General features: G+C 63.7%; 27 protein-coding genes and 1 pseudogene. 13 read left to right on the top strand and 15 right to left on the bottom strand.

The window, feature by feature from the left end; genetic code table 11:
- The 11 genes from EOA36_RS04030 to EOA36_RS03980 form a co-directional block, all read right to left on the bottom strand.
- Nucleotides 1–378: MotE family protein (locus tag EOA36_RS04030; protein ID WP_189553116.1), on the bottom strand; the 378-nt coding region annotated here is incomplete at its 3' end.
- Nucleotides 379–380: 2 nt separating this feature from the next.
- Nucleotides 381–1,622 (bottom strand): flagellar basal body P-ring protein FlgI, encoded by a 1,242-nt coding sequence (locus tag EOA36_RS04025; protein ID WP_127275718.1) that lies wholly within the window; start codon nucleotides 1,620–1,622, stop codon nucleotides 381–383.
- Nucleotides 1,619–2,167: a flagellar basal body P-ring formation chaperone FlgA gene (gene flgA / locus EOA36_RS04020; protein WP_135865557.1), complete on the bottom strand. Its 549-nt coding sequence runs from the start codon at nucleotides 2,165–2,167 to the stop codon at nucleotides 1,619–1,621. Before flgA ends, EOA36_RS04025 begins: the two co-directional genes overlap by 4 nt.
- A 6-nt stretch (nucleotides 2,168–2,173) precedes the next feature.
- The gene (gene flgG / locus EOA36_RS04015; protein WP_127275716.1) at nucleotides 2,174–2,962 is read right to left on the bottom strand and encodes a flagellar basal-body rod protein FlgG; all 789 of its coding nucleotides are present in this window, start codon (nucleotides 2,960–2,962) and stop codon (nucleotides 2,174–2,176) included.
- 10 nt (nucleotides 2,963–2,972) lie between these two features.
- Nucleotides 2,973–3,296, bottom strand: a complete 324-nt coding sequence (locus EOA36_RS04010) for a flagellar hook-basal body complex protein FliE (RefSeq protein WP_189343701.1) — start codon at nucleotides 3,294–3,296, stop codon at nucleotides 2,973–2,975.
- Entirely contained in the window at nucleotides 3,293–3,709 is a 417-nt protein-coding gene (gene flgC / locus EOA36_RS04005; protein WP_127275715.1) for a flagellar basal body rod protein FlgC, read from the bottom strand. Before flgC ends, EOA36_RS04010 begins: the two co-directional genes overlap by 4 nt.
- A gap of 2 nt (nucleotides 3,710–3,711) precedes the next feature.
- On the bottom strand, nucleotides 3,712–4,092 hold the full coding sequence (gene flgB, locus EOA36_RS04000) for a flagellar basal body rod protein FlgB (RefSeq protein ID WP_127275714.1): 381 nt from the start codon (nucleotides 4,090–4,092) through the stop codon (nucleotides 3,712–3,714).
- A gap of 154 nt (nucleotides 4,093–4,246) precedes the next feature.
- Complete coding sequence (locus EOA36_RS03995; protein WP_127275713.1) at nucleotides 4,247–5,080, bottom strand: hypothetical protein; 834 nt, start codon at nucleotides 5,078–5,080, stop codon at nucleotides 4,247–4,249.
- Nucleotides 5,061–6,461 (bottom strand): flagellar protein export ATPase FliI, encoded by a 1,401-nt coding sequence (gene fliI / locus EOA36_RS03990; protein ID WP_127275712.1) that lies wholly within the window; start codon nucleotides 6,459–6,461, stop codon nucleotides 5,061–5,063. Before fliI ends, EOA36_RS03995 begins: the two co-directional genes overlap by 20 nt.
- A gap of 1 nt (nucleotide 6,462) precedes the next feature.
- Nucleotides 6,463–7,188: a flagellar basal-body rod protein FlgF gene (gene flgF / locus EOA36_RS03985; RefSeq protein ID WP_027144745.1), complete on the bottom strand. Its 726-nt coding sequence runs from the start codon at nucleotides 7,186–7,188 to the stop codon at nucleotides 6,463–6,465.
- Nucleotides 7,189–7,190: 2 nt separating this feature from the next.
- A complete protein-coding gene (locus EOA36_RS03980) occupies nucleotides 7,191–8,312 on the bottom strand; it encodes a DUF1217 domain-containing protein (RefSeq protein WP_127275711.1) in 1,122 nt (373 codons plus the stop codon).
- Between the two features lie 157 nt (nucleotides 8,313–8,469).
- Between EOA36_RS03980 and motA the strand changes: the two genes are divergently transcribed.
- Genes motA through EOA36_RS03950 form a run of 6 tightly spaced genes read left to right on the top strand, consistent with a single transcriptional unit; the run spans nucleotide 8,470 to nucleotide 13,303 of the window.
- Nucleotides 8,470–9,345 carry a flagellar motor stator protein MotA gene (gene motA, locus EOA36_RS03975; protein ID WP_015315920.1) on the top strand — a complete coding sequence of 292 codons (876 nt, stop codon included), beginning with the start codon at nucleotides 8,470–8,472 and terminating at the stop codon, nucleotides 9,343–9,345.
- A 32-nt stretch (nucleotides 9,346–9,377) separates the two neighbouring features.
- Nucleotides 9,378–10,325, top strand: a complete 948-nt coding sequence (locus tag EOA36_RS03970) for a FliM/FliN family flagellar motor switch protein (protein WP_127275710.1) — start codon at nucleotides 9,378–9,380, stop codon at nucleotides 10,323–10,325.
- Between the two features lie 17 nt (nucleotides 10,326–10,342).
- Nucleotides 10,343–10,729 (top strand): flagellar motor switch protein FliN, encoded by a 387-nt coding sequence (fliN, locus tag EOA36_RS03965; protein ID WP_127275709.1) that lies wholly within the window; start codon nucleotides 10,343–10,345, stop codon nucleotides 10,727–10,729.
- Nucleotides 10,730–10,772: 43 nt separating this feature from the next.
- Nucleotides 10,773–11,786, top strand: a complete 1,014-nt coding sequence (locus EOA36_RS03960; protein WP_127275708.1) for a flagellar motor switch protein FliG — start codon at nucleotides 10,773–10,775, stop codon at nucleotides 11,784–11,786.
- A gap of 3 nt (nucleotides 11,787–11,789) precedes the next feature.
- On the top strand, nucleotides 11,790–12,872 hold the full coding sequence (flhB, locus tag EOA36_RS03955) for a flagellar biosynthesis protein FlhB (RefSeq protein ID WP_127275707.1): 1,083 nt from the start codon (nucleotides 11,790–11,792) through the stop codon (nucleotides 12,870–12,872).
- Nucleotides 12,869–13,303: a hypothetical protein gene (locus EOA36_RS03950; protein WP_127275706.1), complete on the top strand. Its 435-nt coding sequence runs from the start codon at nucleotides 12,869–12,871 to the stop codon at nucleotides 13,301–13,303. Before flhB ends, EOA36_RS03950 begins: the two co-directional genes overlap by 4 nt.
- Here EOA36_RS03950 and EOA36_RS03945 read toward each other — a convergent pair.
- From EOA36_RS03945 to EOA36_RS03930, 4 genes are all read right to left on the bottom strand, one after another.
- Complete coding sequence (locus EOA36_RS03945; protein ID WP_127275705.1) at nucleotides 13,293–14,063, bottom strand: helix-turn-helix transcriptional regulator; 771 nt, start codon at nucleotides 14,061–14,063, stop codon at nucleotides 13,293–13,295. The two genes, EOA36_RS03950 and EOA36_RS03945, sit on opposite strands and share 11 nt — an antisense overlap.
- On the bottom strand, nucleotides 14,060–14,770 hold the full coding sequence (locus EOA36_RS03940) for a helix-turn-helix transcriptional regulator (protein WP_127275704.1): 711 nt from the start codon (nucleotides 14,768–14,770) through the stop codon (nucleotides 14,060–14,062). The genes EOA36_RS03945 and EOA36_RS03940 overlap by 4 nt, the downstream gene beginning before the upstream one ends.
- 470 nt (nucleotides 14,771–15,240) lie before the next feature.
- The gene (locus tag EOA36_RS03935; protein WP_127275703.1) at nucleotides 15,241–16,272 is read right to left on the bottom strand and encodes a histone deacetylase family protein; all 1,032 of its coding nucleotides are present in this window, start codon (nucleotides 16,270–16,272) and stop codon (nucleotides 15,241–15,243) included.
- A 23-nt stretch (nucleotides 16,273–16,295) separates the two neighbouring features.
- Complete coding sequence (locus EOA36_RS03930; RefSeq protein ID WP_127275702.1) at nucleotides 16,296–16,949, bottom strand: TetR/AcrR family transcriptional regulator; 654 nt, start codon at nucleotides 16,947–16,949, stop codon at nucleotides 16,296–16,298.
- 261 nt (nucleotides 16,950–17,210) lie between these two features.
- Between EOA36_RS03930 and EOA36_RS03925 the strand changes: the two genes are divergently transcribed.
- The 7 genes and pseudogenes from EOA36_RS03925 to EOA36_RS03895 form a co-directional block, all read left to right on the top strand.
- Entirely contained in the window at nucleotides 17,211–18,890 is a 1,680-nt protein-coding gene (locus EOA36_RS03925; RefSeq protein ID WP_127275701.1) for an amidohydrolase, read from the top strand.
- A gap of 139 nt (nucleotides 18,891–19,029) precedes the next feature.
- Nucleotides 19,030–20,124, top strand: a complete 1,095-nt coding sequence (locus tag EOA36_RS03920) for an ABC transporter ATP-binding protein (protein WP_127275700.1) — start codon at nucleotides 19,030–19,032, stop codon at nucleotides 20,122–20,124.
- Nucleotides 20,124–21,044 (top strand): ABC transporter permease, encoded by a 921-nt coding sequence (locus EOA36_RS03915; RefSeq protein ID WP_127275699.1) that lies wholly within the window; start codon nucleotides 20,124–20,126, stop codon nucleotides 21,042–21,044. The genes EOA36_RS03920 and EOA36_RS03915 overlap by 1 nt, the downstream gene beginning before the upstream one ends.
- A complete protein-coding gene (locus EOA36_RS03910; RefSeq protein WP_127275698.1) occupies nucleotides 21,037–21,837 on the top strand; it encodes an ABC transporter permease in 801 nt (266 codons plus the stop codon). The genes EOA36_RS03915 and EOA36_RS03910 overlap by 8 nt, the downstream gene beginning before the upstream one ends.
- 22 nt (nucleotides 21,838–21,859) lie before the next feature.
- Entirely contained in the window at nucleotides 21,860–22,894 is a 1,035-nt protein-coding gene (locus EOA36_RS03905) for an extracellular solute-binding protein (RefSeq protein ID WP_127275697.1), read from the top strand.
- A 63-nt stretch (nucleotides 22,895–22,957) separates the two neighbouring features.
- Nucleotides 22,958–24,154, top strand: coding sequence for a serine hydrolase (locus EOA36_RS03900; RefSeq protein WP_127275696.1), 1,197 nt, complete (start codon nucleotides 22,958–22,960; stop codon nucleotides 24,152–24,154).
- A 33-nt stretch (nucleotides 24,155–24,187) separates the two neighbouring features.
- Nucleotides 24,188–24,482, top strand: a pseudogene (locus EOA36_RS03895) (6-aminohexanoate hydrolase); the annotation flags it as partial.

Raw genomic sequence — 24,482 nt, 5'->3', positions numbered from 1 at the left:
GTCCTCGGCCCTGGCCAGGAACACTTCGCGCCGCTTCAGCCAGGTCTCGTATTCGGCTTTCTTTGCGTCCAGCGCCTTCATGCGCTCGTCAATGCCGGCCTGCAGCTGCTTCAACTCCTCCGCCTGCAAGGCATAGCGGCGGTCGCGGGCGGCGTCGGCGATGTTGGAACAGAAGCGCTCTATCTCGCTTTGGTCCGGTGATTTCTCCCGCGTCAATTGCTGCGGCGCGACCGTGGGCTGCCCACCGGGCAGAACCTGCCGCACGGCATCGTCCGCGTGTGCGTCGCCAAGGACAGGCATGGCCGCCATCGCGGCCGCCAACAGGAAGATGCGGGAGCGGCGTCTTTCACGGGACGAGAGGGAGGAGATCATCGGCATCGCTATTGGAGAACCAGATCGGCTTGCAGGGCGCCGGCCGACTTGATGCCTTGCAGGATGGCAATGATGCCGTCCGGCTTGACGCCGAGACGATTGAGGCCGGAAACGAGGGTTTGCAGGTCGGGTCCATCGAGCACGGCAACGCGGGCGTCGGGCCGGCTGGCATCGATGGCGGTGAACGGCTCGACGGCGGTTTCACCCTTGGAGAAGGGTTCCGGCTGCACGACGCGCGGCGCTTCCGTGATGCGCACCGTCAGCGTGCCGTGGCTGATGGCGACACGCGAGATCTTGACGTCGTTGCCGATGACGATGGTGCCGGTGCGCTCGTCGATGACGACGCGAGCCGGCGTGTCGGACTCGACCACCAGATTCTCGATCTCGGCATAGAAGCGGGCCGCCGACACGCTCTTCGGCCGCCTGATCTGCACGGTGCGGGAATCGCGCTCGGCCGCCACGCGCATGCCGAAGCGCTGGGCGGTGTAGTCGTTGATCGCATCGGCGATGCGGATGGCGGTCGAAAAATCTGGATTGCGCAATTGCAGCGTCAGCGTCGACTGGTCGTCGAATTCGGCCTTCACCTGCCGCTCGACGATGGCGCCGTTCGGCACGCGGCCGGCGGTCGGCACGCCTTGCGTCAACTGCTCGGCCTGGCCCTGCGCGGTGAAACCGGAAACGATGACCGCGCCCTGGCCGACGGCGTAAATCTCGCCGTCCGCCGCCTTGAGCGGCGTCATGATCAGCGTGCCGCCGGCAAGCGAGGTGGCGTCGCCCATCGAGGAGACGTCGATGTCGATGCGTGCGCCCGACTGCACATAGGGTGGCATGTTGGCGGTGACGATGACGGCGGCGACGTTCTTGGCGCGCGCGCTGCCGCCTTCGGTGGCGATGCCGAGATTTTCGAGCATGGCGCGGATCGACTGTTCGGTGAACGGCGAGTTGCGCAGGCTGTCGCCGGATCCGGCGAGCCCGATGACGAGGCCGTAGCCGACGAGCTGGTTGTCACGCGAGCTCTGCAGCTGCGCGATGTCCTTGATGCGCGAGGCGACCTGGCCTGGCGGCAGCGAACTCGGCCCGGGCGACACGCGGAACATGCGCGTGGTGGTGGCCGGATCATATTCCGGATCGTCGTAGACACCGCCATTCTTGGCGGCGAGCTCGCGCTTGGCCTTGGGCGTCAAGCCATCGGCCAGCGCCGGCTGCAGGCCAAGTGCCGCCGCGAGCAGAAGGGCAAACGGCCGCATCATGAAGCGCCGACCTGGATGGTGCCGTCGGCCATCACCGTGCCGGAGAGGATCTTGCCGCTGTCGCTGTTGCGAACCTTGATGAAGTCGCCGGCCGAGCCCGGTTGCAAGGTCACGGCGGTGGCCGTGATCGTCAGCCCGCCGGCGACGAAGAAGACCTGCACGGCCGCACCCTGTTCGACCAGCCAGGCCTCGCGGATGGCGGCGGAAGGAATGTAGCGGCCCGGCAGCAGCGTGCGCTTGGCGATCTTGCCCTGGAGTTCCTCGGAACGGGTCGCCACCGCATCGGGCTTGTGCTTGCCCGTGATGAGGGTGACCTGTTTCAGCGCGGCGAGTTCGATGGTCTCGCCGGGATAGATGACGCGATTAGGAATCAGCACGACCTCGCCGGCGGGCTGATTGGTGGCAATCTGGTTGGCCGACTGGCCCGTCGATTGGCTTGCCGATTGACTCGTCGATTCCTGGGCGAAAGCCGGCATGCCGCCGGCCACCAGCGCAAGGGTCAGCGCGGCGCGGCGGAATGCGGAGCGGGAGATCGGCATGGCCATCATCCGTTACCTGATGTTCTTGGACACAACGGAGGCCATGTCGTCGGCGGCCTGGATGACCTTGGAATTCATCTCATAGGCGCGCTGCGCCGAGATCAGTTCGGTGATTTCCTTGACCGGATCGACGTTGGAAGCCTCGAGATAGCCTTGCTGGATGGTGGCGAAGCCTGGATCGCCGGGCACGCCGACATTGGCGGGACCGGAGGCTGTCGTTTCCTGGAACAGATTGTCGCCGAGCGGTGCCAGGCCTGCCTCGTTGGCGAAGTTGACGATCTGGAGCTGGCCGAGATTCTGCAGGTCGGTCTGACCGTCGATGCGGGCAAAGACCTGGCCGGTCTTGTTGACGATGACCTCGACCGCGTCGACCGGCACGGTGATGGCCGGAATGACGTTGGCGCCGTCGACCGTCACCAGCTGGCCGGTGGCGTTGGTGTTGAAGGCGCCGGCGCGCGTATAGAGCGTGCCGCCATCGGCACCTTCGATCTGGAACCAGCCCCTGCCGGTGAGCGCCATGTCGAAACTGTTGCCGGTGCTGGTCAGTTCGCCCTGTGTGTGGACGTTGCGCACGGCGGTCGTCTTGACGCCGAGACCGATCGAAACGCCTTCCGGCACCAGCGAGGCGTTGGAACGGTTCGGCACACCTTGCGTGCGATCGACCTGGTAGAGCAGGTCGGAGAATTCGGCGCGCGCGCGCTTGTAGCCGGTGGTGTTGATGTTGGCGATGTTGTTGGCGATGACTTCCAGATTGGTCTGCTGGGCATTCATGCCGGTGGCGGCGATGGCGAGTGCTTTCATGGCCTGCTCCTCAGATGCCCATACGACTGACTTCGAGATAGGCCGAAACGACCTTGTCGCGGATAGCAACGGCGGTCTGCAGCGCCTGCTGGGCGCTCATCACGGCATCGACCACCTGGCGGGTGTCGGCGTCGCCCTTGAGCGCCTGCAGCGACACCTGCTCGGCATTCTGCATGGTGCTGACGGTCTTGGAGGCTGCCTGGCTCACCGCCTCGGCAAAGGAGGTGCCGAGGTTTCCCGATGCCGCCGGCGCAACGCCACCCTGCAGCAGGTCGGTGGCCGTGTCGCCCAGCCCAGGCTTCAGGTTAAGCGCGCCGATGCCGTTGACGATCATTGGTTCCTCATCAGGTCGATGGTCATTGAAATGAGGTCGCGCGCCTGCTTCACGACTTGCAGGTTGGCCTCGTAGGAGCGGTTGGCCTCGGTCATGTCGGCCATTTCGATCAGCACGTTCACATTGGGCATCTTGACATAGCCCTTGTCGTCGGCGGCCTCGTTGCCGGGCTGGAATTCGACGGGAAAGTCGCTCGGGTCGCGGTCGATCGAGTTCACCTCAACGGTCGAACTGCCGGAGGCCCGGTCGAGTTCGGAGACGAAGCTGATGGTCTTGCGGCGATACGGGTCGGCGCCCGGCGTGGTTCCCGTCGACTGGGCGTTGGCGAGGTTTTCCGAAACCACGCGCAAGCGCTCGGACTGGGCGCCGAGGCCTGATGCTGCGACTTTGAGGGCTGCGGTCAGCGCGTCCATGGTCAGCTCTTCACCGCCATCATCATCATTGAATGGAATGCCTTGACGATGGCCGTGTTGAGCTCGAAGGAGCGGCGCACCTCGCCGGCCTTGAGAAGCTGGTCTTCAAGCACGACCGTGTTCTTGGACGGCAAGATCACGCCGTCGTCTTCCTGCGGCTTGATGGCGAAGCCGGCATTGGTGGCAGCGCTGCCGAGATGGCCGGGCTCGGTGATCTCAAGCGACACCGCGGTACGGTCGAGCACCTTCTCGAACGGCTCGACATCGTTTGCCGTGTAGCCCGGCGTGTTGGCATTGGCGATGTTGCCGGCCACGGCCGACTGACGCACGGACAGCCACTGCGCTTGCTTGGCGGCGAGATCGAAAAGGGAAACAGGCTCCATGGGAATCTCCGGGCATGTGCCCAAAGACTAGGCCGCCAGTCTTGCGTGGACCTTGCGGACGGTCGCTAGAGCAGGATGCCGAAAAGTATGAAGCGGTTTTCGGACGATATTCTGCTCTATCTTGGATCCGGCTCTGGGCAAGGCCGAGACGGCATTACCTGGAAAGCTCGATCACCTGGTTGGCGCTGGTGAGCATGACCCATTTGCCGTTGCGCTGTTCGATCGCCGAGACCTTGCTGGAATCCGGCAGCGTCGAACCGCGTTGGACCATCCACAGGCCGGTGTCGTCCTCGATCATGGCGCGGCCGTTGGCGACATGGACCATGCGGAACTTCGCGATATCGGCGGGGAAGGGCTGGTCGCCGGGCGGCTCCGTTTTGGCATCGTCCTGCACCGCGCCGGTGGCGAGCAGGTCGACACCTGCGTTGGGAACGTCCTTGGCGGTCAGCGGCGCGCTGCGTGCCGCGACCACGCCGCCGCCCACGCGTCCTGAATTGGTGCCGGTGCCGCCGAACTTGATCGCCTGGACGCCGAACTGGTCCTGGTTGAAGAAAATGTACCAGGGAAACAGAGCGCAGATCAGGCCGAGCGTGATGCCGAGCGCGGCGATGACGACGTCGCTGCGACGGTCCGCCTTCTTTCGCAATTTTGGAAATTGCGCCTTTGGCGGTTGCGGCCATTCGGCGACCGGAAAAAGGTCTTCGATCAGCAATTCGCGGCTGGCCTGCATCATCTCCGGAGCATCGACGCCGGGAGCCACATGCGTTGATGAAAGGGCGGTCCGGCCCAGAACAGGTTCGGATCTGGGGAGAGCCGGTTTGACGGCCCTGGCCAGAACAGCCGCGGTCCTGGCAGCAATGGCGCCGGCGGCGTTTGCTTTGGCGACCCTGGCCTCCTCCGCTCGAGCCTGTTCCGCGGCGTTCGCCTCGGCGATCATCTCGTTCAGGAGGCGCTCCGTGTACTGGCGTTCAGTCTCCTGGTTCGACATTCTGCTTTCCCTTGAGATGGCGGGCAAGGTCGGAGAACGGATCGGCGGACGGACGGTCCCTGGGTGATTGCGTCAGCGCCTCATAGATCAGGGGCACCTGGCGCACCGCCATGTCGAGTTCGGCGTCGACGCCGCCCTGATAGGCGCCGAGCAGGCGGATGTCGCGGGTGTCCTCGAAGCGGGAGATCATCGACTTCAGCCGCGTCACCAGGGCTCGCTGCTCGATGTTCCAGGCCTTGCCTGCCAGCCGCGATATGGATGACAGCGGATTGACGGGCGGATAGCGGCCCTGTTCGGCGATCGCGCGGTCGAGCACGACATGGCCGTCGAGAATGCCGCGGACGGAATCGGCGACCGGATCATTGTGGTCGTCGCCGTCGACCAGCACGGAAATGATGGCGGTTATAGAGCCTTTACCTTCGGCCCCGGGGCCGGCGCGCTCGAGCAGCTTGGGCAGTTCGGTGAAGACCGAGGCGGGATAGCCGCGCGCGACCGGCGGCTCGCCGGTTCCCGTCGCCACCTCGCGCAGCGCGTGAGCGAAGCGGGTGATCGAATCCAGCACCAGAAGCACACGGTGGCCCTGGTCGCGAAAATGCTCGGCCACACGCATGGCGGTGTCGGGCGCGCGCCGGCGCATCATGGCGCTCTCGTCGCTGGTGGCGACGACGGCGACGGTCTTGGCCATGCTGTCGCCGATCGTGTCCTCGAGGAATTCGCGGACCTCGCGGCCACGTTCCCCGATCAGCGCCACGACGACGGTGTCGAACGCGTCGGCGCCGGCGAGCATGGCTAACAGCGTCGACTTGCCGACGCCGGAGCCGGCGAAAACGCCCATGCGCTGGCCAAAGCAGAGTGGCGTGAAGATGTCGATGACCTTGACGCCGGTCATGAAGGCTGTGCCGACACGCTGCCGCGCCATGGCGCCGGGCGTCGCGGCTATCGCCGCCATGTCGTCGCCCCTCATCAAGGGCGGACCACCATCGATCGCCCGGGTGAGCGCGTCGATGGCGCGGCCGCGCCACGAGGCATGCGGCGCCACCGCGAGCGGACCCCTGCGGAACACGGCATCGCCGATGCCGGCGTCGGCACTGCGTTCGAAGGGGGCGATCACAACCTCGTCACGGCTGATCTTGACGATCTCGCCGCGACGCGCGCCGGCCTGGCCGCGCTGTTCGACAATGTCGCCCAGCCGGGTGAAATCGGAAAGGCCGCGCACCTTGTAGTGCGTGGGCGTGACTTCGGTGACGAGGCCGCCGCGCTTGACCAGCCCGTCACCATCGCCGAAGCGTCTGATGACCCGCTCCAAAGCGGCAAGCCGATCTTTCGGCGCCGGCTGGAGCTGTCTTTCGGGTGCGCGGATGGTTGGCTGCTCTGACGACATGCTACGACTTCGAGCCGAGCGTCTTTATCGCCTCATCGGTGGAGGAATCGGTCTGCCGCATCAGCGCGGCGGTGTTCTCGAAGGCGCGCTGGACCATGATCAGCCGGGTCATTTCCAGCACCGGATTGACGTTGGATTCCTCGACGAAACCTTGCGCTATGCCGACATCGGAACGGTCGGTGACCGGTTCGGGCGTGCGTGCGGGCACAATGCCGGAATTGCCGTAGCGCACGAAATTCTGGCCCGGGTCGAAATTGTAGAGGCCGATCGAGCCGACGAGCTGTTCGTTCTGGCGCAGCGAGCCGTCGGCGCCCGCCTTGGGCGGGCCGTTGCGGGGATCGAGCTGGATCGGCGCGCCGCCGGCGTCGAGCACCGGGTGGCCCTCGACCGACATCAGCTCGCCATTCTCGTTCATGGAGAAGCGGCCGTCGCGAGTCATGACGGTGCCGGCCGGCGTGTCGATGGCGAACCAGGCGTCGCCCTGGATGGCGAAATCGAATGGGTTGCCGGTTTCTGTCATGGCGCCGTGAGCCCCCGACAGATAGGTCTTGCCGGAGGAAGCGAACGATACCGACTTCTGCCCTGCACCCGACACCACATCCTCGAATTTCACGCCGGTGGCGCGAAAGCCGACGGTGCTGGCGTTGGCGACATTGTCGGCGATCGTATCGAGCCGCCGCTCGAGGGCCATCTGCGCGGAGAGGGCGACGTAAAGACTGTCTCGCATGATCAGAACTTCAGTTTCTGCATGGCCATCATCAGGTCGGTGGAGATGCCCGATGTGACCGGTTTGGCGAAGAGCACGCTGATCGATGTCACGGCCGTCGAGGTCGGGTTGTTGATCTCGTACATGCTGGTGAAGCGGGTCAGGAACTTGTTCAGTTTCACGGGATCCGTGAAATCCGAGATGTCGAGCTTCTGCTCGAACAGTTGCGCCTGCTTGTCGATGTCGGCGGTGGCGAAGGAATCAGGCAGCCCCAGCGCGGTGCGCACCACGCTGGCCAGCGCGGTGTCGGCCAACACGTCGTACCAACTGGTGATGTCGGGCGCCTTGCGGTTGAAATAGAGCGCCAGCCGCACGCCCTCATTGGTTTGGCCGGCATCCTCTTCCAGCGTCTGGCGCATGTATTTGTCGACGGTCGGCTGCTGCGCCGGATTGATGGTGGTGGCATTTTCGCCGTATTGTTCGAAGTTGAGGGCCGTGGCCAGTCCCGCGTAAGCCGGGTTCGTCTGCTTGTTGGCGACACTGTTGGGGTCGCGCACGCCACCCTGCAGGACCTGCTTGATAAGGTCCTTGTTCTCCGTCGCCGAATCGAGGCCGTACGCCGCCAGCGCGTAGGTGTAGAGCCGGCTGTTCGACATCAGATCGTCGACCGACTTCACCTTGGTGATGTTGGCAAGATAGTAGGTCGTCTCGCCCTTCACATAGGCGGAATTCGGATCGAGGCCGGCGATTTGCGCCTGCGTGGCGTAGTTCTTCGCCACCAGCTGCTGCGCCTTGTTGTAGATGGTCGCATCGGCACCGTTGGCGGCGAAGTTGAAGGCGGTGACGAACGCGGCGTAGCGCTTGTCGGTGAGCTTGTTGGCGAAACTGTTGGGGTTGGAAACGCCTTCCTTGAGCGCCTTGACCATGAACGCCTTGGCGTAGTCCATGTCCCCCAGCCCGTACGCCTTCATGGCATATTTGAACAAGCGGTCGTTGTTGACGAAATCGTCGATCGATTTCACCTTGGTGATGTTGGCGAGATAATATTTGGTATCGCGATCGACCGTCGGCTGTTGCTCGATACGGTCGATCGACTTGTTGATGTCTTTGGTGATCAACTGGTAGCTGGTATAGGTACTGAGCAAGGACGCGCCTCCGGCCGAAGCTATGCCAGCACAATAAGCGCACTTCCTTGCGCGAAACTGAATCGCCAACATTCGGCCCCATGGCGGCTCCGATTCAAGCCTCACACAAGGCACGGGGGCTATCCCTTGTCCGACGTGAAATGCGGAAGGACCGGTCGTGGGCATTCTGATTGGACTTGTGGTGACGCTCGGCTGCGTCCTTGGCGGCTTCATGGCCATGGGCGGGCATCTGCACGTGCTGGTGCAGCCATGGGAAGCCGTGGTCATCTGCGGCGCCGCGCTCGGCACCTTCCTGGTCGCCAATCCGATGAAGACGGTCAAGGATACCGGCAAGGGCATTCTCGAAGCTTTCAAGCAGGCTGTGCCTAAGGAGCAGGACTATCTGGAAACGCTTGGCGTGCTGCACAGCCTGATGCGCGAGCTGCGCTCCAAGTCGCGCAGCGAGGTCGAGGCGCATATCGACAATCCGGAGGAGTCGGCGATCTTCCAGGCCTTTCCGACCGTGCTCAAGAATCACGACCTGATGAATTTCATCTGCGACTACTGCCGCATCATCATCATCGGCAATGCCCGCTCGCACGAGATCGAGGCGCTGATGGACGAGGAAATCCAGACCATCAAGTCCGACAAGATGAAGGCCTATCACGCGCTGGTCGCGGTCGGCGACGGCCTGCCGGCACTCGGCATCGTCGCCGCCGTGCTCGGCGTGGTCAAGGCGATGGGTGCGCTCGACCAGTCGCCGGAAATCCTCGGCGGCCTGATCGGCGCCGCGCTGGTCGGCACCTTCCTCGGCATCTTCCTGTCCTATGCGGTGGTCGGGCCTGTCGCCACCAAGATCAAGACGGTGCGCGAGAAGAAGAACCGCCTCTACATCATCGTCAAGCAGACGCTGCTCGCCTACATGAACGGCGCGCTGCCGCAGGTGGCGATCGAGTTCGGCCGCAAGACCATCTCCTCCTATGAGCGGCCGACCATCGACGCCGTCGAGCAGAGCACGATGAACACCGGCAGCGCCGAGAAGAAGGCCGCCTGAGCGATGCGCGACAGACCGGTGCCAAAACTGTCATGACGAGTCCGGGCAGCCCCTCGCAAGCGCGTTCGCTGATCATCGAGCGCCTGGTCGGTGACAGCGGCGAGGCCGACCAGGTCATCGACGCCGGCCGCGCCATGGCCGAACGGGCCGTACCGCTGCTGCAGAAGGCGCTCTCGAGCGAGCTTGGAACTCCCGTGAGCGTCGACCTCAGGACCGTGGAAATCAGCCGTGTCCCCGAGGCGCGTTCGCGCGCCGGCGAGACGTTCGCCATGACCGTTGTCGGCTCACCGGCATCCTCCGATGCGATGACCCTCGTCATCGACGCTGCCGCGATCGCGATCATCGTCTCGACGCTGTTCGGCGGCGACCCGGACATGCCGGTGTCGCCGATCGAGCGCGACCTGTCGCAGATCGAAGCCGATGTCTCGTCCATGGTGTTCCAGGAGGTTGCGCAGGCGCTGAACGGATCGGGGCAGCGCTCGCTCGAACTGCGGCTGCCCGCGCCGCGCGCAATGTCGGGCCTCGAGGCCAGGCGGCACGTGTTGCGCGACGGCGCCGCGATCCGCATCGTCCTCGGCATCTCGACGCCGGTCGACAGCGGCTCGATCACGGTGATGATGCCGCAGCGTATCGTGCTGGCCGGCCGCGACGGTACGGCCGGCGTCAGCGAAGACGATCACGGCACCAGCTGGCGGGCTCGCTTTTCGGAAGAGGTGATGCGCTCGACCGTGGCGCTCGAAGCCACCATGCCGCTGACGCGGCTGACGCTTGGGGACCTCGCCAATCTCGAAGTGGGCCAGGTCATCGATTTCGATGAGACGGCGCAATCACGGGCTCGCCTCGGCGCGCGCGGCCAGACGCTGTTCGTATGCGAGTTCGGCAAACTGGGGCAGAATTACACCGTCCGAATCAGGCATCCTTTCGATGCCGGGCAGGACTTCATCGATGGGCTCATGCCGGCCGGTGCCGGGCGCGCCTGAGCTTTTGGAGACGACGCATGGCCAAGACCAAGGTAGAACCAGAGCTCGACCAGCCGGACGAGCAGCTCGATCGCGCCATCGAGGAATTGCGCGGGGTCCTGCATGAGGAAGAGCAGCGCCCCGAGATGGCAGCCAGGGCCGCGGCATCGGCCAATTCCAGCGTCATCATGAATATCCCCGTCGATGTCCAGATCATCCTCGGCAGCACCGAGATGGCGGTTGCCGATCTGATGGCGCTGCAGAAGGGTTCGACGGTCGCGCTCAACCGCCGCATCGGCGAACCGGTCGATGTCGTGGTGAATGGCCGCAAGATAGCGCGCGGCGAGATCACCGTGCTCGAAAGCGACCCTTCGCGCTTCGGCATCAGGCTGACCGAAATCATCGCCGGCACGAAGGGCGCCTAGACATGGCTGGCAGGGCTTGCCGATGGCAGCGGAGGCGAAAGGCATGACAACGCCGCTGACGACCCTGACACGCGCACAGAAGGCGGCCGCCATACTGGTGGCGATGGGCAAACCGTCCGCCAGCCGCCTGCTGAAATTCTTCAAGCAGGAAGAGCTGAAGGCGCTGATCGAGGGCGCCCGGCTGCTCAGGACCATTCCACAGAGCGATCTCGAGCGTATCGTCGCCGAATTCGAGGCCGAATTCACCGAAGGCGCGGGCCTGCTCGATTCCGCCGACAGGATGGACACCATCCTCAACGAGTCGCTCTCGCCCGAAGAGATGAGCGCCATCATGGGCAACAAGAAACCGGAGGCTGCGCCCGAAGGGCCGCCGCCGATCTGGCCCGATCTCGAAAAGCTCGAACCCGCGCGGCTCGGCGCCTTCCTCGCGGGCGAACATCCGCAGACGGCGGCCATGGTGCTGTCGAAACTGGCGCCGCAGGCGGCGGCGAGCGTGCTTTTGACGCTGACGAAGCCAATGCGTGGCGAAATCATCAAGCGCATGGTGACGATGGCCAACGTTCCGGCCGCCGCCACCAGGATCGTCGAGAACAGGCTGCGCGCCAGCGTGCTGTCGGACACCTCGACCAAGGACACGTCGGCCGGGCAGGCGCGCGTCGCCAGCGTGCTCAACGAGTTGGAAAAGCCCCTGCTCGACGAGGTCATGCAGGATCTCGAAGCCGCCGGCACGCCCGACCTCGACGGTGTTCGGGCCCGGCTGTTCGCTTTCGACGACCTGCCGCTGCTCACCCAGAAGGCGCGCGTGCTTTTGTTCGACGGGCTGTCGACCGAGCTTGTCACGCTGGCGCTGCGCGGCACGTCGGCGGCACTGGCCGAAGCGGTGCTGTCGGCGATCGGCGCCCGCTCCCGGCGCATGATCGAGGCCGAACTCGGGCAAGGGTCGGAGGGTGTCCCCGCCGCCGACATCATGGCGGCACGCAAGACGATCGTGACCACCACCATCCGGCTGTCGCGCGAAGGCGCATTCGAACTTCCCTCGACGCAGAACGCCGCCTAAGGCATGTCCGACGCCGTCGACAAGGATTCGAAAACCGAAGAGGCGACGGAAAAGAAGATCCGCGACACCATCGAACAGGGCAAGTTGCCCCATTCGAGGGAAACCGCGATCCTGGCCTCCTTTGTCGCCATACTGGTGTTTACCGTCTTCTATGCCAAGGACGCCATCGTCGAGCTCGGCATGTTCCTGTCGATGTTTCTCGAGAAGCCCGAGGCCTGGCCGATGGACACCGAGACCGATGTCATCGACCTCTACAAGATCGTGATGCTGGAAGTCGGCCGCGCCGTGCTCAGCCTGCTGGTGCTGCTGACCGTTGCCGGCATCGGCGCCTCGGTGCTGCAGAACATCCCGCAATTCGTCGGTGAGCGGATCAGGCCGCAGATGTCACGCATCTCGATCGTCAAGGGCTGGAACCGGATGTTCGGCGCCCAGGGCTGGGTCGAATTCCTGAAGTCCCTTGCAAAAGTCGGTTTTGCCATCGCCGTGCTCGCCTTCACGCTGTCGGAGGATCACCGCAAGCTGCTTGCCGGGATGATCACCAATCCGGTCGCTTTCGGCCTCGTCATCCGCGGCATCGCCGTCGACATACTGGTGGCGATCGTCTTCGTCATGGGACTGATCGCGGCGGTCGACATCGTCTGGTCGCGCTTCCACTGGAGGCAGGACCTGCGCATGAGCAAGCAGGAGGTCAAGGACGAGTTCAAGCAGTCAGAGGGCGACCCGATCGTCAAGTCGCGGCTGCGTTCATTGGCCCGCGACCGGGCGCGCAAGCGGATGATGACGGCAGTGCCGCGCGCGACGCTTGTCATCGCCAACCCGACCCACTTCTCGATCGCGCTGAAATATGTGCGCGACGAGGATTCGGCGCCGCTGGTGGTGGCGAAGGGGCAGGATCTCGTGGCGCTCAAAATTCGCGAAATCGCCAAGGAACATAACATCCCGATCTTCGAGGACGTGGCGCTCGCCCGCTCCATGTACAAGCAAGTTTCGGTCGATAATGTGATCCCGTCGCAATTCTACCAGGCCGTCGCCGAACTGGTGCGGATCGTCTACTCGAAAAAGGCTGAGCGCAGACAGATTTCATGAACCGCCAACCGCACGCAAAATCCCGCGAGATCATCGTCGCCAGCGCCATCGAACAGGTGGTGGTGGAACTCAGACTGATCGACGTCGCCGACTATATCGCCTTCATCCGGCTGGAGCATTTCGCCTGCCTGTCGGATCTGGTCGATTCAGCGGCGGAGCTGTTCTTCATGCCGGGTACGCTGAGGCTCGGCCATGGCGGCGAAGCGCATGTCGACTGGAGCGGCAGCCCGCGCATCGTGCTCGACCTGGAGCTCAGGCCACCCGGCGTGACCGTCTATTTCCAGCTGACGCTGAGCGAGACCGGCAACACGGTCGTGGTCAACTACGTGTCGTTTGAAAAACCGGGCGAAGACCCCCAGCATAATACGGCGCTGCTGGAGGCTGTGATTGAACAGGCCCGCATCCGCAAGGTCGAAGCTCTTACTCGATAAGCCCCAGCCGCAGCGCCTTGGCGACCGCCTGGTTGCGGTTGACGGCATTGAGCTTCTGGGTCGACTGGGTGAGGTATTGGTTGGCGGTATGCACCGATAGTTTCAGCAGCCGCGCGATCTCCTCGCTGGTGTTGCCGTTGGCGGTCAGCTTCAGGCATTCGAGCTCGCGCTTGGAGATCGAGCGCATTCTTCCGGCATCGCCCGGACGCATGCGCGCGACGGCGGCGAACAGCGAGAAGCAGCGAGCGTGGATTTCGTAGAGCGCATCCTGCGGCAGCGCGATCTCCGATCCCAGGAAGACGACGAGCCCGCATTGGCCGCGATCGGCATGGACGGGAAAGGCAATGCCGCTCGATCCGGGTGTCAGCGGCGCCATCTGTCCGGTCCAGGCGAGACTGCCGAACATGCCGGCCATGGCCGCCACGCCATCATCCGTCCACCAGCGCGGCTCGGTCGAAATCCGGCTATGGCGCACGATCTCCTCGCCATTGGCGCCCGAAATGAACTTCGTCGCCACCGCGGTGCCGGGATAATCGGAATCAAAGCACGGGACCAGCCGGGCGCGCTCGGGCGACGGGCTGACGAAGAACAGGCCGAAGGCCGAGGCGTTGATGTCGACTGATATCCAGCGGCAGCGGCGCACCGCATCGGGAATGGTGACGGCGTGATGCGTTTCGGAGCCAAGCGAGAAGGCGCCGAAAGGGCTGCGCTGCTCGTTGAAAAGGGCTTCCGCGGCGTCCTTGATGTCGGCGTGTTTCAAATGATGCCACTCCTGATCGCCGTGGCGATGGCCATCGCACGGTTCGAGGCCGCGAATTTCTGGATGGCGTGGGTGATGTAGCTGTTGACAGTGTTGGAGGAGACGCCAAGGATGACCGCCACCTCGTCGGTGGTCTTGCCTTCCGAAACCCAGAACAGGCATTCGCGCTCGCGGTCCGACAGCGGATCCTGCATGGCGGCGGCGGCGATCAACTGCGGAATATGCGAGAGCGCGTAGCAGCATTTCAGCTGCGCCCTCATCAGCGCCGGCTGGTCGATCCGGCCGGCGGCCGCCGCCGAGAACAAGGCGAACAGGCGCTGACGGCCGACATTCAGCCGCAGTGAATAGATCTCGGCATGGCCGAGCACGTCGAGGAGCCGGGCTTCTTCGCCCGAGACCAGCCCGTCGGCCTCCGGCGCCTGGGCCGCCACCAGCGGTGTCGGACGGATACCGGGTGCCGTGGTGAGCGGTCCCTGGGCAAGGCCGGCGATCAGCCGCTTGCCGATCAGCTCGATGACGTCGAAGATCCAGTTCGAGGAGACGATACGCGCATCGTTGCGGTCCTGGTCATGGACGATGGCGACCAGCATGTAGCTGTCGGCGCCGATCTCGGCGGTCAGCTCCATGAAGAAGCTGGTGAGATCACCGCGCGACGTCAGGCGCGAGCCTAATGTGTCGGATTGAAGAGGCGCGGCGGGACTGCTCATCTGCTGCTTTTGGCCGGAATCGGTTCTGATGTCCGGTTGCTGGAGAGCCAGCCGCCGAACTCGAAAACGCGTTACTTTTACGAGACACACACGAGGCGCGGGGCCGCGCCCAACCAGACGGAATCCATTCAGGGAACGCGAAGACGTCCGCGTCTGGCGCCGGAAAAATCCGGAACGTGAGACTTTGGGTGGTCGCCGCGCCCCCCGAGGACCGGCTGATTCGGGTCTAATCTACCCGCAGATGAATCTGACATCAAACGCGATTTGACAAAATCGAATCTGGGGGACTCTGCCTGCGACTCAGCGGCCGGTTTCCGTGCCTTTCCATGGCGGGAACGTCGAGCCGCACGGGCCGGCCATGGCGTTTGCGATGGCCTCATGGGGTGCCGGTGGATGCAAAAAAGGGCGGCTGACGCCACCCTTCCTTTGTCCGTCTTCCGCGCAGCCGGCTGCGTTCCCTGGACGACGATCTACCGGTCCTCGAAGCCGGTCAGCACGCCGACGGCATTGATGCCGATCTCCTCGACGGCATAGCGGCCTTCCTGGACGAACAGCGTCGGCAGGCCGAGCTTGGCGATGCGCCGGCCGATCTTGGGATAGTCTGATGTCTTCAGCTTGAACTGGCTGATCGGGTCCTTCTCGAAAGTGTCGACGCCGAGCGAGACGACGACGATGTCGGGCGCGTAGGCGGCGAGCCTGGCGCAGGCGTCTTCCAGTGAGACGTTCCAGGCGTCCCAGCCGGTGCCGAACGGCATGGGATAGTTGATATTGAAGCCTTCGCCGGCGCCGGCGCCACGCTCGTCGGCATGGCCGAGGAAGAACGGGTACTCGACCATCGGATCGCCGTGCAGGTTGATCACCTGCACGTCGGCGCGGTCATAGAAGATCTCCTGCGTCCCGTTGCCGTGGTGATAGTCGACGTCGAGGATCGAGACGCGTTTGGCGCCCTGGTCGCGGAACCATTGCGCGGCGACCGCCGCGTTGTTGATGTAGCAGTAGCCGCCCATGAAGCCGGCCCCGGCATGGTGGCCGGGCGGTCGGCAGAGCGCAAAGGCCGCTCTCTCGCCGTCCTTGACCAGGCCGGCGGCGGTCCGCGCCACGTCATAGGATGATTTGATCGCGGCCCAGGTGCCCTCGACGAAGGTGGCGCCGCCGTCGAAGGAATAATAGCCGAGCAGGGCGTCGATGCGCTTGGGCGGCACGTCGCCACGCAGGCCGCGCGTCGGCCAGGTGAAGGGCATCGCCGTACCCGTGTGGCCCTCGGCGATCCATTGCGGCCAGACGGTCGGCAGGAAGTCGATATAGTCTGACCTGTGGACGCGCTTGGCCGCGGCAAGGTCGTGCTCGACCGGTGCGATGATCGCGCCGAGCTTCTCGCTTTCGACCCGCGCCTTGATGAACTCCGCCCGCGAGGGCTTTTCGAAGCCGGGCACGATGGCTGAGGTAACCAGTTCCATCTGGCCGGCATGGCCGGCGTGAAGCGGCGAATAGACAGTCTTCATAAGGTTCCTCTCGAAATGCGAAATTAATCAAGATTGAGATAGGGGGTCACCAAGGCGAGCCACATGACTTCCACATCGTCCTCGATGAGGTCGAACGTCCTGCGATCTTTTTTCAGCCCCACAAGGCGGCAGACGTGCCCGACCTCCATCATCAGCACGCCGAGCCGGCTGGCGATCTTGTCTTCAAGGGCCGGGTTCACATGCCGCAGCCATGCGGCGTAGAGGGCGATGATCTGGTCGTCATATTCGTTCTGGATCGGCCGCAGGTCGGCATTGCCCGAAATGGCCTCGATCACCGGCATCAGGGTGGCGTTTTCGAGGTAGAGCTTCGAGGTGTCGATGAAGAGCTTGCGCACTTCACGCCGAAACTCTTCCCGGTTGGTCGGCGGGGCGACCTTGATGCGCCGCGCGATCACTTCGGGAAAGGATGACAGCCAGCGCCTGGCGAGGTCCAGAAGAATGGCTTCCTTGTTGGGAAAGTACTGGTAGACCGAACCGACCGACAGGCCGGCGCGCTGCGCGATGGCGAGCGTCGTCGGCGTCTTGGTTCCTTGCTCCCGCGTCAAGATCAGCGCGGCGTCGAGAATCCTGTCGACCACCTTGCTGGACCGTTGTTGCCGCGGCTGCTTGCGCGGTTCAAGCGCTATCCTGGTTTTGCGGTCGAGACTGCGCTTCACTGCTTGATGCCCTCGTTCCCCGCCTGGTCCCAACACAGGCGGAGCGTGCTGTCCACAATACATTCTAAATCCGGCATGTTGACAAACGCGAATAATCAGTCGCATTCTTTTATCCACACTGTCTCTCGGGATAACAAGGGGAATCTCGAAGACAGCGCGCCGGCATCATTCGTTGTCCGATAGCCCACGCTCCGTGGTGTGGCGGGTCGTTGGGCACGAGCTTTGCCGGTCTCAGTCAGTCGTCAAAAGCGCGGAGTCGCGATGTCGGTCACGGGTGCGGGTCATAGTGCGGATCTGATTGTCCTCAACGGTCGTGTGCTGACCATGGACAATGACAATCCCGCCGCCGAAGCCGTTGCCGTCAAGGACGGCGCCATCATCGCCATCGGCAGCAGCACCTCTATCGAAGAGTTCAAGGGACCGGCTACCAAGGTCATCGATGCGCTTGGCGGATCAGTCCTGCCCGGCTTCATCGAAGCCCACATGCATCTGTTTTCCGGCGCCGCCGAGCTCGCCCATCTGCAACTGGCTGGCGTGCATGGGTTCGAGGCGCTGCAGAAGGCGATCCGCGACTATGCAGCGACGCACCCCGACGCGCGGATGCTGGTTGGCCAGAGCGTCGACTACACCGTGCTCGACGACGAGCGGGTGACGCGTCACCATCTCGATGCGATCCTGCCGGACCGGCCTTTCGTCATGGCCGCCCCCGACCACCATACGATGTGGGCCAACACCAAGGCGCTTGAACTGGCCGGCATCCTCAATGGGCGCACGCTTGGGCCGGGCAATGAGATCGTCATGGGCGACGATGGCCTGGCAGCGGGCGAATTGCGCGAAGGCGAGGCCTTCGGCCCGGTTCTCGACCTTGCCGGCGAAGGCCGCGTGCGGCTGGGCCTGGCGACTGGCGGCGAGCCCGACCCGATGCCGTCGGCGGAAGAACGGGCTTTCGACCGCGACATCATGCGGCGCGGGCTTGCCTGGTGCGCGCGCCACGGCATCACCTCGATCCAGAACATGGACGGCAACCTCTACCAGCTCGAACTGCTGGCCGAGATCGAGGCCGAGGAAGGCCTGCCATGCCGCGTGCGGATGCCTTTCCACTACAAGAATTTCATGACGCTCGACATGCTCGGCAAGGCCTCCGTCATGGCCGAACGCTACGACAGCGAGTGGCTGTCATCGGGCATGGTCAAGGTGTTCTACGACGGAGTGCTCGATTCCTGGACGGCGGTCATGATCGAGCCTTATGCCGATCGGCCCGACTGGGTCGGCGAGCCATTGTTCACGCCGCAGCAGTTCATCGATCTGGCAGTCGCCATCGACAGGCGCGGGCTGCAGATCGCGGTGCACTCGATCGGTGACGGCGCGGTGCGCGCCGTGCTCGACGGCTACGAGGCGGCGCAGAAGGCCAATGGCAAGCGTGACAGCCGGCATCGCGTCGAACATATCGAGGTTACCACCGCCGCGGACGTACCACGTTTTGCCGAACTCGGCGTCATCGCTTCCATGCAGCCGCCGCATCCGCCCGGCGCCATGGATTTTCCGCTGGAGCCGACAGTGTCGCGCATCGGGCCGGCCCGCTGGCCGCTCAGCTATGCCTGGCGGACGTTGAAGGATGCCGGCGCCCATGTCGTGTTCGCGTCGGACTGGCCGGTATCGCCGATCGATCCGATCCTGGGCATCAAGGCGGCAGTGCTGCGCAAACCGTGGGCAGAAAGCGACCCGGACCAGAGCTTCTCGCTGCATGAATCGATCGCCGCCTACACGGTCGAGGGCGCCTACGCGGAATTCGCCGAGCACCGCAAGGGCATGCTGAAATCAGGCTACATGGCGGATCTGGTGGTGCTGTCGGCCGATATCGAGAAGACGGCGCCGGCCGATCTGCACAAGCTGCGGCCGGTGACGACGATCTGCGGCGGCAAGATCACCTATCAGGCCTGACAATGGCATGAGGCTTGCTGTCGAATGACTGACTGAACTGTGATTCAATGCCGGGCTTGCCAACCTACCGGCCATGTGGTCACATCCAACAGGGGACAAACTCCGCCAGCAAGAGCGGGGTCAACAGTGAGGCGTAATCGTGCCGGACAAACCGGATCGGAATGCGATTGAAGTAGTAAACGTCAGCAAAATTTTCGGATCGGGTGAAGGGCAGGTCGCTGCCCTCGACAAGGTCTCGGTGTCCATCCGCGAAAACGAGTTCTTCACGCTGCTGGGACCGTCAGGCTGCGGCAAGACCACCTTGCTGCGGCTGATCGCCGGCTTCGACTTTCCAACCGCCGGCGAGATCCTGCTCTACGGCCAGGACATCGCGCCATTGCCGCCCTTCAAGCGGCCGGTCAACACCGTCTTCCAGTCCTACGCGCTGTTCCCGCACATGACGGTCGCCGACAATATCGGCTTTGGCCTGGAAATGCTGGGCAAGCCGAGAGCCGTGATCAAGGCGCGCGTCGCCGAGATGTTGAAGCTGGTCAAGATGGAAGCGCTGGCCGGTCGTCGCACCGGCCAGATTTCCGGCGGCCAGCAGCAGCGCGTGGCGCTGGCCCGGGCGCTGGCGCCGCAGCCGAAGGTGCTGTTGCTCGACGAACCACTCTCGGCGCTCGACTACAAGCTGCGCAAGGAGATGCAGATCGAACTGAAGCGGCTTCAGCACGAGACCGGCATCACCTTCATCTTCGTCACCCACGACCAGGAAGAAGCGTTGACCATGTCGGACCGCATCGCGGTGATGTCGTCGGGCAAGATCCTGCAGGTCGGCTCGCCTTGGGACATCTACGACAAGCCGGCGGAACGCTTCGTGGCCGACTTCATCGGCGAAACCAATTTCCTCACCGCCGCCATCTCGGGCGTCGGCAGTGGCAAGGCGCGCGCGACGCTCAAATCCGGTACCACCATCGAGGCGACCGTTGCCGAAGGCTTTCAGCCGAAGGACAACGCCACCGTGGTGGTGAGGCCCGAGCATGCCAAGCTGACCAAGGACAAGGGCGACCTGTCGGGCACGGTCGAGAACATCGTCTATTTCGGCACCGACACGCATATCCATGTCCATCTCGACAGCGGCGAGGCCTTCACCGTGCGCCAGCAGAACACGCGCAGCGCGGGCTGCGGTTTCGAGCGCGGCGACAAGGTCGGCATCATCGTCGGCAACGACGCCGCGCAAGTGCTGAGGGACTGATGGCGACCGCGGAAGAAGTCGCCAAGGCAGCGGAACGGCGCGATGTCCGTGACCGCTGGCTTTTGTCAGCGCCGGCGCTGCTGGTCATTCTGTTTGCCGCGACCGGCCCGTTGCTGATCGTGCTGGTCTATTCGTTCCTGACCCCCGGCGCCTATGGCGACGTGAAATGGCAATTCTCGGCCGATGCCTGGACGTCGGTATTCCTGGAACGTGATATTTTCGACGATACGCTGTCGCTCGCGGCGGCGCATGTCACCATCTTCTGGCGCTCGATCAAGCTTGCGGTGGTGACGACGCTCGCCACGCTGGCGCTCGGTTTCCCAACCGCCTATTTCATGGCCACGCGTAGTGAGAAAACACGCGACCTCTGGCTGTTCCTGATCACCATCCCGTTCTGGACGAACCTGTTGATCCGGACCTTCGCCGTGCTGCAGATCATCCGCAACGAAGGCATCGTCAACACCATCCTTCTGAAGCTCGGCATCGTCTCGGCGCCGATCCAGATCCTCTATACCGACACGGCGATCCTGATCGGCATGGCCTATGTCTACCTGCCGCTGATGGTGCTGCCGATCTACGCCAGCATGGAGAAGCTCGACTTCCGGCTGGTCGAGGCGGGTTACGATCTCTACGCGACGCGCTTCAAGGTGCTGCGCAAGATCATTTTTCCGCTGGTCAAACCCGGCGTCATCGCCGGCTCGATCCTGGTCTTCATTCCGGCGCTCGGCGCCTATGTGACGCCGAGCGTCCTCGGCGGCGGCAAGAACATGATGCTGTCCAACCTGATCGAATTGCAGTTCGGACAGGGCCGCAACTGGCCGCTCGGCTCGGCCCTGTCGATCACGGTGATGATCATCGTCATGGCGGCGCTGCTTGCCTATGTGCGCAATGCCGGCAAGTCAGGGGTGCGGCATGGCTAGCAACTTCTCCATCAAGCACCAGCCGGGCTTCACCGCGATCGCGGCGACATGCTTCATCGTGCTCTACCTGCCGATTTTCGTGCTGGTGGTCTATGCCTTCAATGCGGCAAGCTCGACCTCGGAGTGGGGCGGCTTTTCGCTGAAATGGTTCCAGTCGGCATACCAGAACACGCAAGTCATCGATGCGACGCTGCGCTCGTTCCAGATCGGCGCCATCGCGGCGGTGCTGTCGACCATCTTCGCCACCATGGCCGCGCTCGCCACCACGCGCACGGCGTCCTATCCCGGTCTCACCTTCAAATACGCGGCGATCAACCAGCCGCTGATGGTGCCCGAGATCGTCACCGGCGTGGCGCTGTTGATCTTCTTCTCGCGCATCAAGATCTTCACCGGCTATTCCGGCATCGGCTATCTGGTCGCCGCGCATACGGCGTTCTGCATTCCCTTTGCCTATCTGCCGATCCGGGCGCGGCTGGAGAACATGGACCTAACGCTGGAACGCGCCGCGGCAGATCTCTACGCCACGCCGTGGAAGACCTTCCGCCGCATCACGCTGCCGCTTTTGTGGCCCGGCATCCTGGCCGGGCTGATGCTGGCCTTCGTCATCTCGCTCGATGACGTCGTCATCACCGAATTCGTCAAATCGGGCGGCCAGGACACGCTACCCACCTACATGCTCGGCCAGATCCGCCGCGGCATCACACCCGAGATCAACGCGATATCGACCGCCTTCCTGCTGCTTTCGGTCGCGATCGTCACGTTGTTTTTCTTCGTCAGCAGGAAACGAGACTGAACCTGAAATGGGAGTTAGAACGATGAACTGGAAGACAACGGCGAGCGCCATGGGGTTGGCGCTGCTCGCTTCGACGGGCCTTGCCCGCGCCGATGGCGTGCTCAACATCTACAATTGGGGCAACTACACCAGTCCCGACGTGATCAAGAAGTTCGAAGCTAAATACAACGTCAAGGTCACGATCACCGACTACGATTCCAACGATACGGCGCTGGCCAAGGTCCGCCAGGGCGGCACCGGCTTCGACATTGCCGTGCCGTCGCAGACCTACGTGCCGATCTGGATCAAGGAGGGCCTCGTCCAGGAGACCGACCCGGGCCAGATGGAGAACGCCAAGAACATCGCGCCCGAATGGGCCAATCCCGACTTCGACCCCGGCCGTAAATACACTGTTCCGTGGGCCTGGGGCACGATCGGCGTCGTCGTCAATACCGATGCCTACAAGGGCCCGGCCAACACCTGGGGCATCATCTTCAACACGCCTGACGAACTGAAGGGCAAGACCAACGTCGTGCCGGAGATGGGCGACGTGATGTTTGCCGCGATCAAGTATGTCGGCGGCCAGCAGTGCACCAACGACAAGGCGGTGCTGAAGAAGGTGCGTGATCTCCTGGTGGCGGCCAAGCCGAACTGGATCGCCATGGAATACAACACCATCGAGAAGATGGGCGCCGGCGACTTCAAGGCAACCAGCGACTGGAACGGCTCGGCGCTGCGCCAGCGCCTGGCCAATCCGGCCATCCACTTCAACTATCCGAAGGAAGGCTACGGCCTGTGGAGCGACAACGTCGTCGTCCTGAAGGAAGCCAAGAACGTCGAGAACGCCAAGCTGTTCCAGAACTTCATCATGGATCCGGAAAACGCGGCGGGCCTCTCGGCCTTCCATCGTTACGCCAACGCCATCACCGGTTCGGACAAGTATATGCCGGCCGACATGAAGGACGCTCCGGAAGTCGTCATCCCGGCAGACGCCAAGCCGCTTGGTGAACTGCAGCAGATGTGCGCGCCAGAGACGCAGGAGCTCTACACCAAGATCTGGACCGAACTGCAGAAGTAATCGCTGCATGACGAACCCGGCGGCGGATGCCGCCGGGCTTTTTCTTTCCGGGAATGGCCTTTCATGCACTCCTATCGCAACAGCGATCCGCGGCCGCCGATCATGCAGGGCTCGCCGCCCGCAATGGTGCCGCCGAAGCTCGATTGGGACAGGCCGCCATGGAGCCGCTGGGCCTTCCAGCACATCAGGGAAATTCTGCCGACCGCCGAAGTCTGGCGCGGCACTGGTCACCGCCACCGTCTCGAACGCGCCGAGGTCGATCTCGACAGGTTGGCGGTCGAGGACAGCGAGGGCAGGCCTTCGACGCTCGCCGGCTTGCTCGACGAGACCTATACGGACGGCTTCCTGGTGCTCAAGGACGGCAGGATTGCCTATGAGCGCTATTTCAACGGCTTGGACGAGCGCACGCTGCATCTGTCGCAGTCGATGGCTAAGTCGGTCACCGGCTCGGTGTTCGGCATATTGGCCGGGCGCGGCCTGATCGATCCGGCCAGGCCGGTCACCGATTATTTGCCGGAGCTTGGCGCCACCGGCTGGGCCGGCGCCAGCGTCCAGCATGTGCTGGACATGACCACCGGCGTGCGGTTCTCCGAGGAATATACCGACCGCTATTCCGACATCGGTCAGGTCGATGTCGCCACCGGCTGGAAGCCGGTGCCACCGGGCAGCGATCCGGATTTCCGCTGGCCCTCGCACATGTTCGAGCTGATCCTGGGCTTGAAAGAGACGGTGCGTCCGCACGGCGCTCAGTTCGAGTACCGCTCGATCGAGACGGATGTGCTCGCCTTCATCATGGAGCGGGTGACCGGCAAGCGGCTGGCGCAACTGGTTTCCGAGGAACTCTGGCAAAAGCTCGGCGCCGACGAAAGCGCCTGCTTCACCGTCGACAGCGCCGGCTATGCGCTGGCCGATGGCGGCTTCAACGCGACGCTGCGCGACTACGCCCGCTTTGGCCAGCTGATCCTCGACAATGGCGGCGGCATCGTGCCTGCCGACTGGATCGAGGCGACGCGCACTGGCACGCATGGTCCGGATTTCTCTGCCAGCCTGCCCGATGGCAGCTACCGCAACCAGTTCTGGATCGAGAATTCCAGGTCGCGGGCACTGATGTGCCGGGGTGTGTTCGGGCAGTTGATCCACATCGACTGGAACACCGGAACGGTGGTTGTGAAGCTGTCGACGTACCCGGATTTCAGCAACATGGCCTATTCCGTGGCAACGCTGAAGGCCGTGCACGCCATCGCCGCGGCGCTCGCCTGAACCTCAAGAAAGAAAAGACTGGGAGGAAACGCCATGACCGGCAAGACCGCGTTCGAGACCCGCTACGGCTTCCGCCGCAACGAGGTGCTGCTCGGCAACTGGCGCGAGAACCCGTTCAACCGGTGGTCATTCCAGAATCTCGGCGAACTGGTGCCGACGGCACGCGTGGCTGCGTCACCGGGCGTCGTTGAAGCTCCTGTGCGGGATTTGGGCGGCTTGCTCGGCGAAAAGGTTTCGGTTGCCGGTGCGCCAGAGACGGTGGCCGAATTTCTCTTGCGCTCCAGCACCGACGCGCTGACGGTGATGAAAGGCGGCAAGGTCATAGGTG

Origin of the sequence: Mesorhizobium sp. M8A.F.Ca.ET.021.01.1.1, assembly GCF_003998025.1 — a bacterium.
GTDB lineage: Bacteria > Pseudomonadota > Alphaproteobacteria > Rhizobiales > Rhizobiaceae > Mesorhizobium.
The sequence above is the reverse complement of the archived record's forward strand: the minus strand, read 5'-3'. Positions and strand labels throughout refer to the sequence as shown.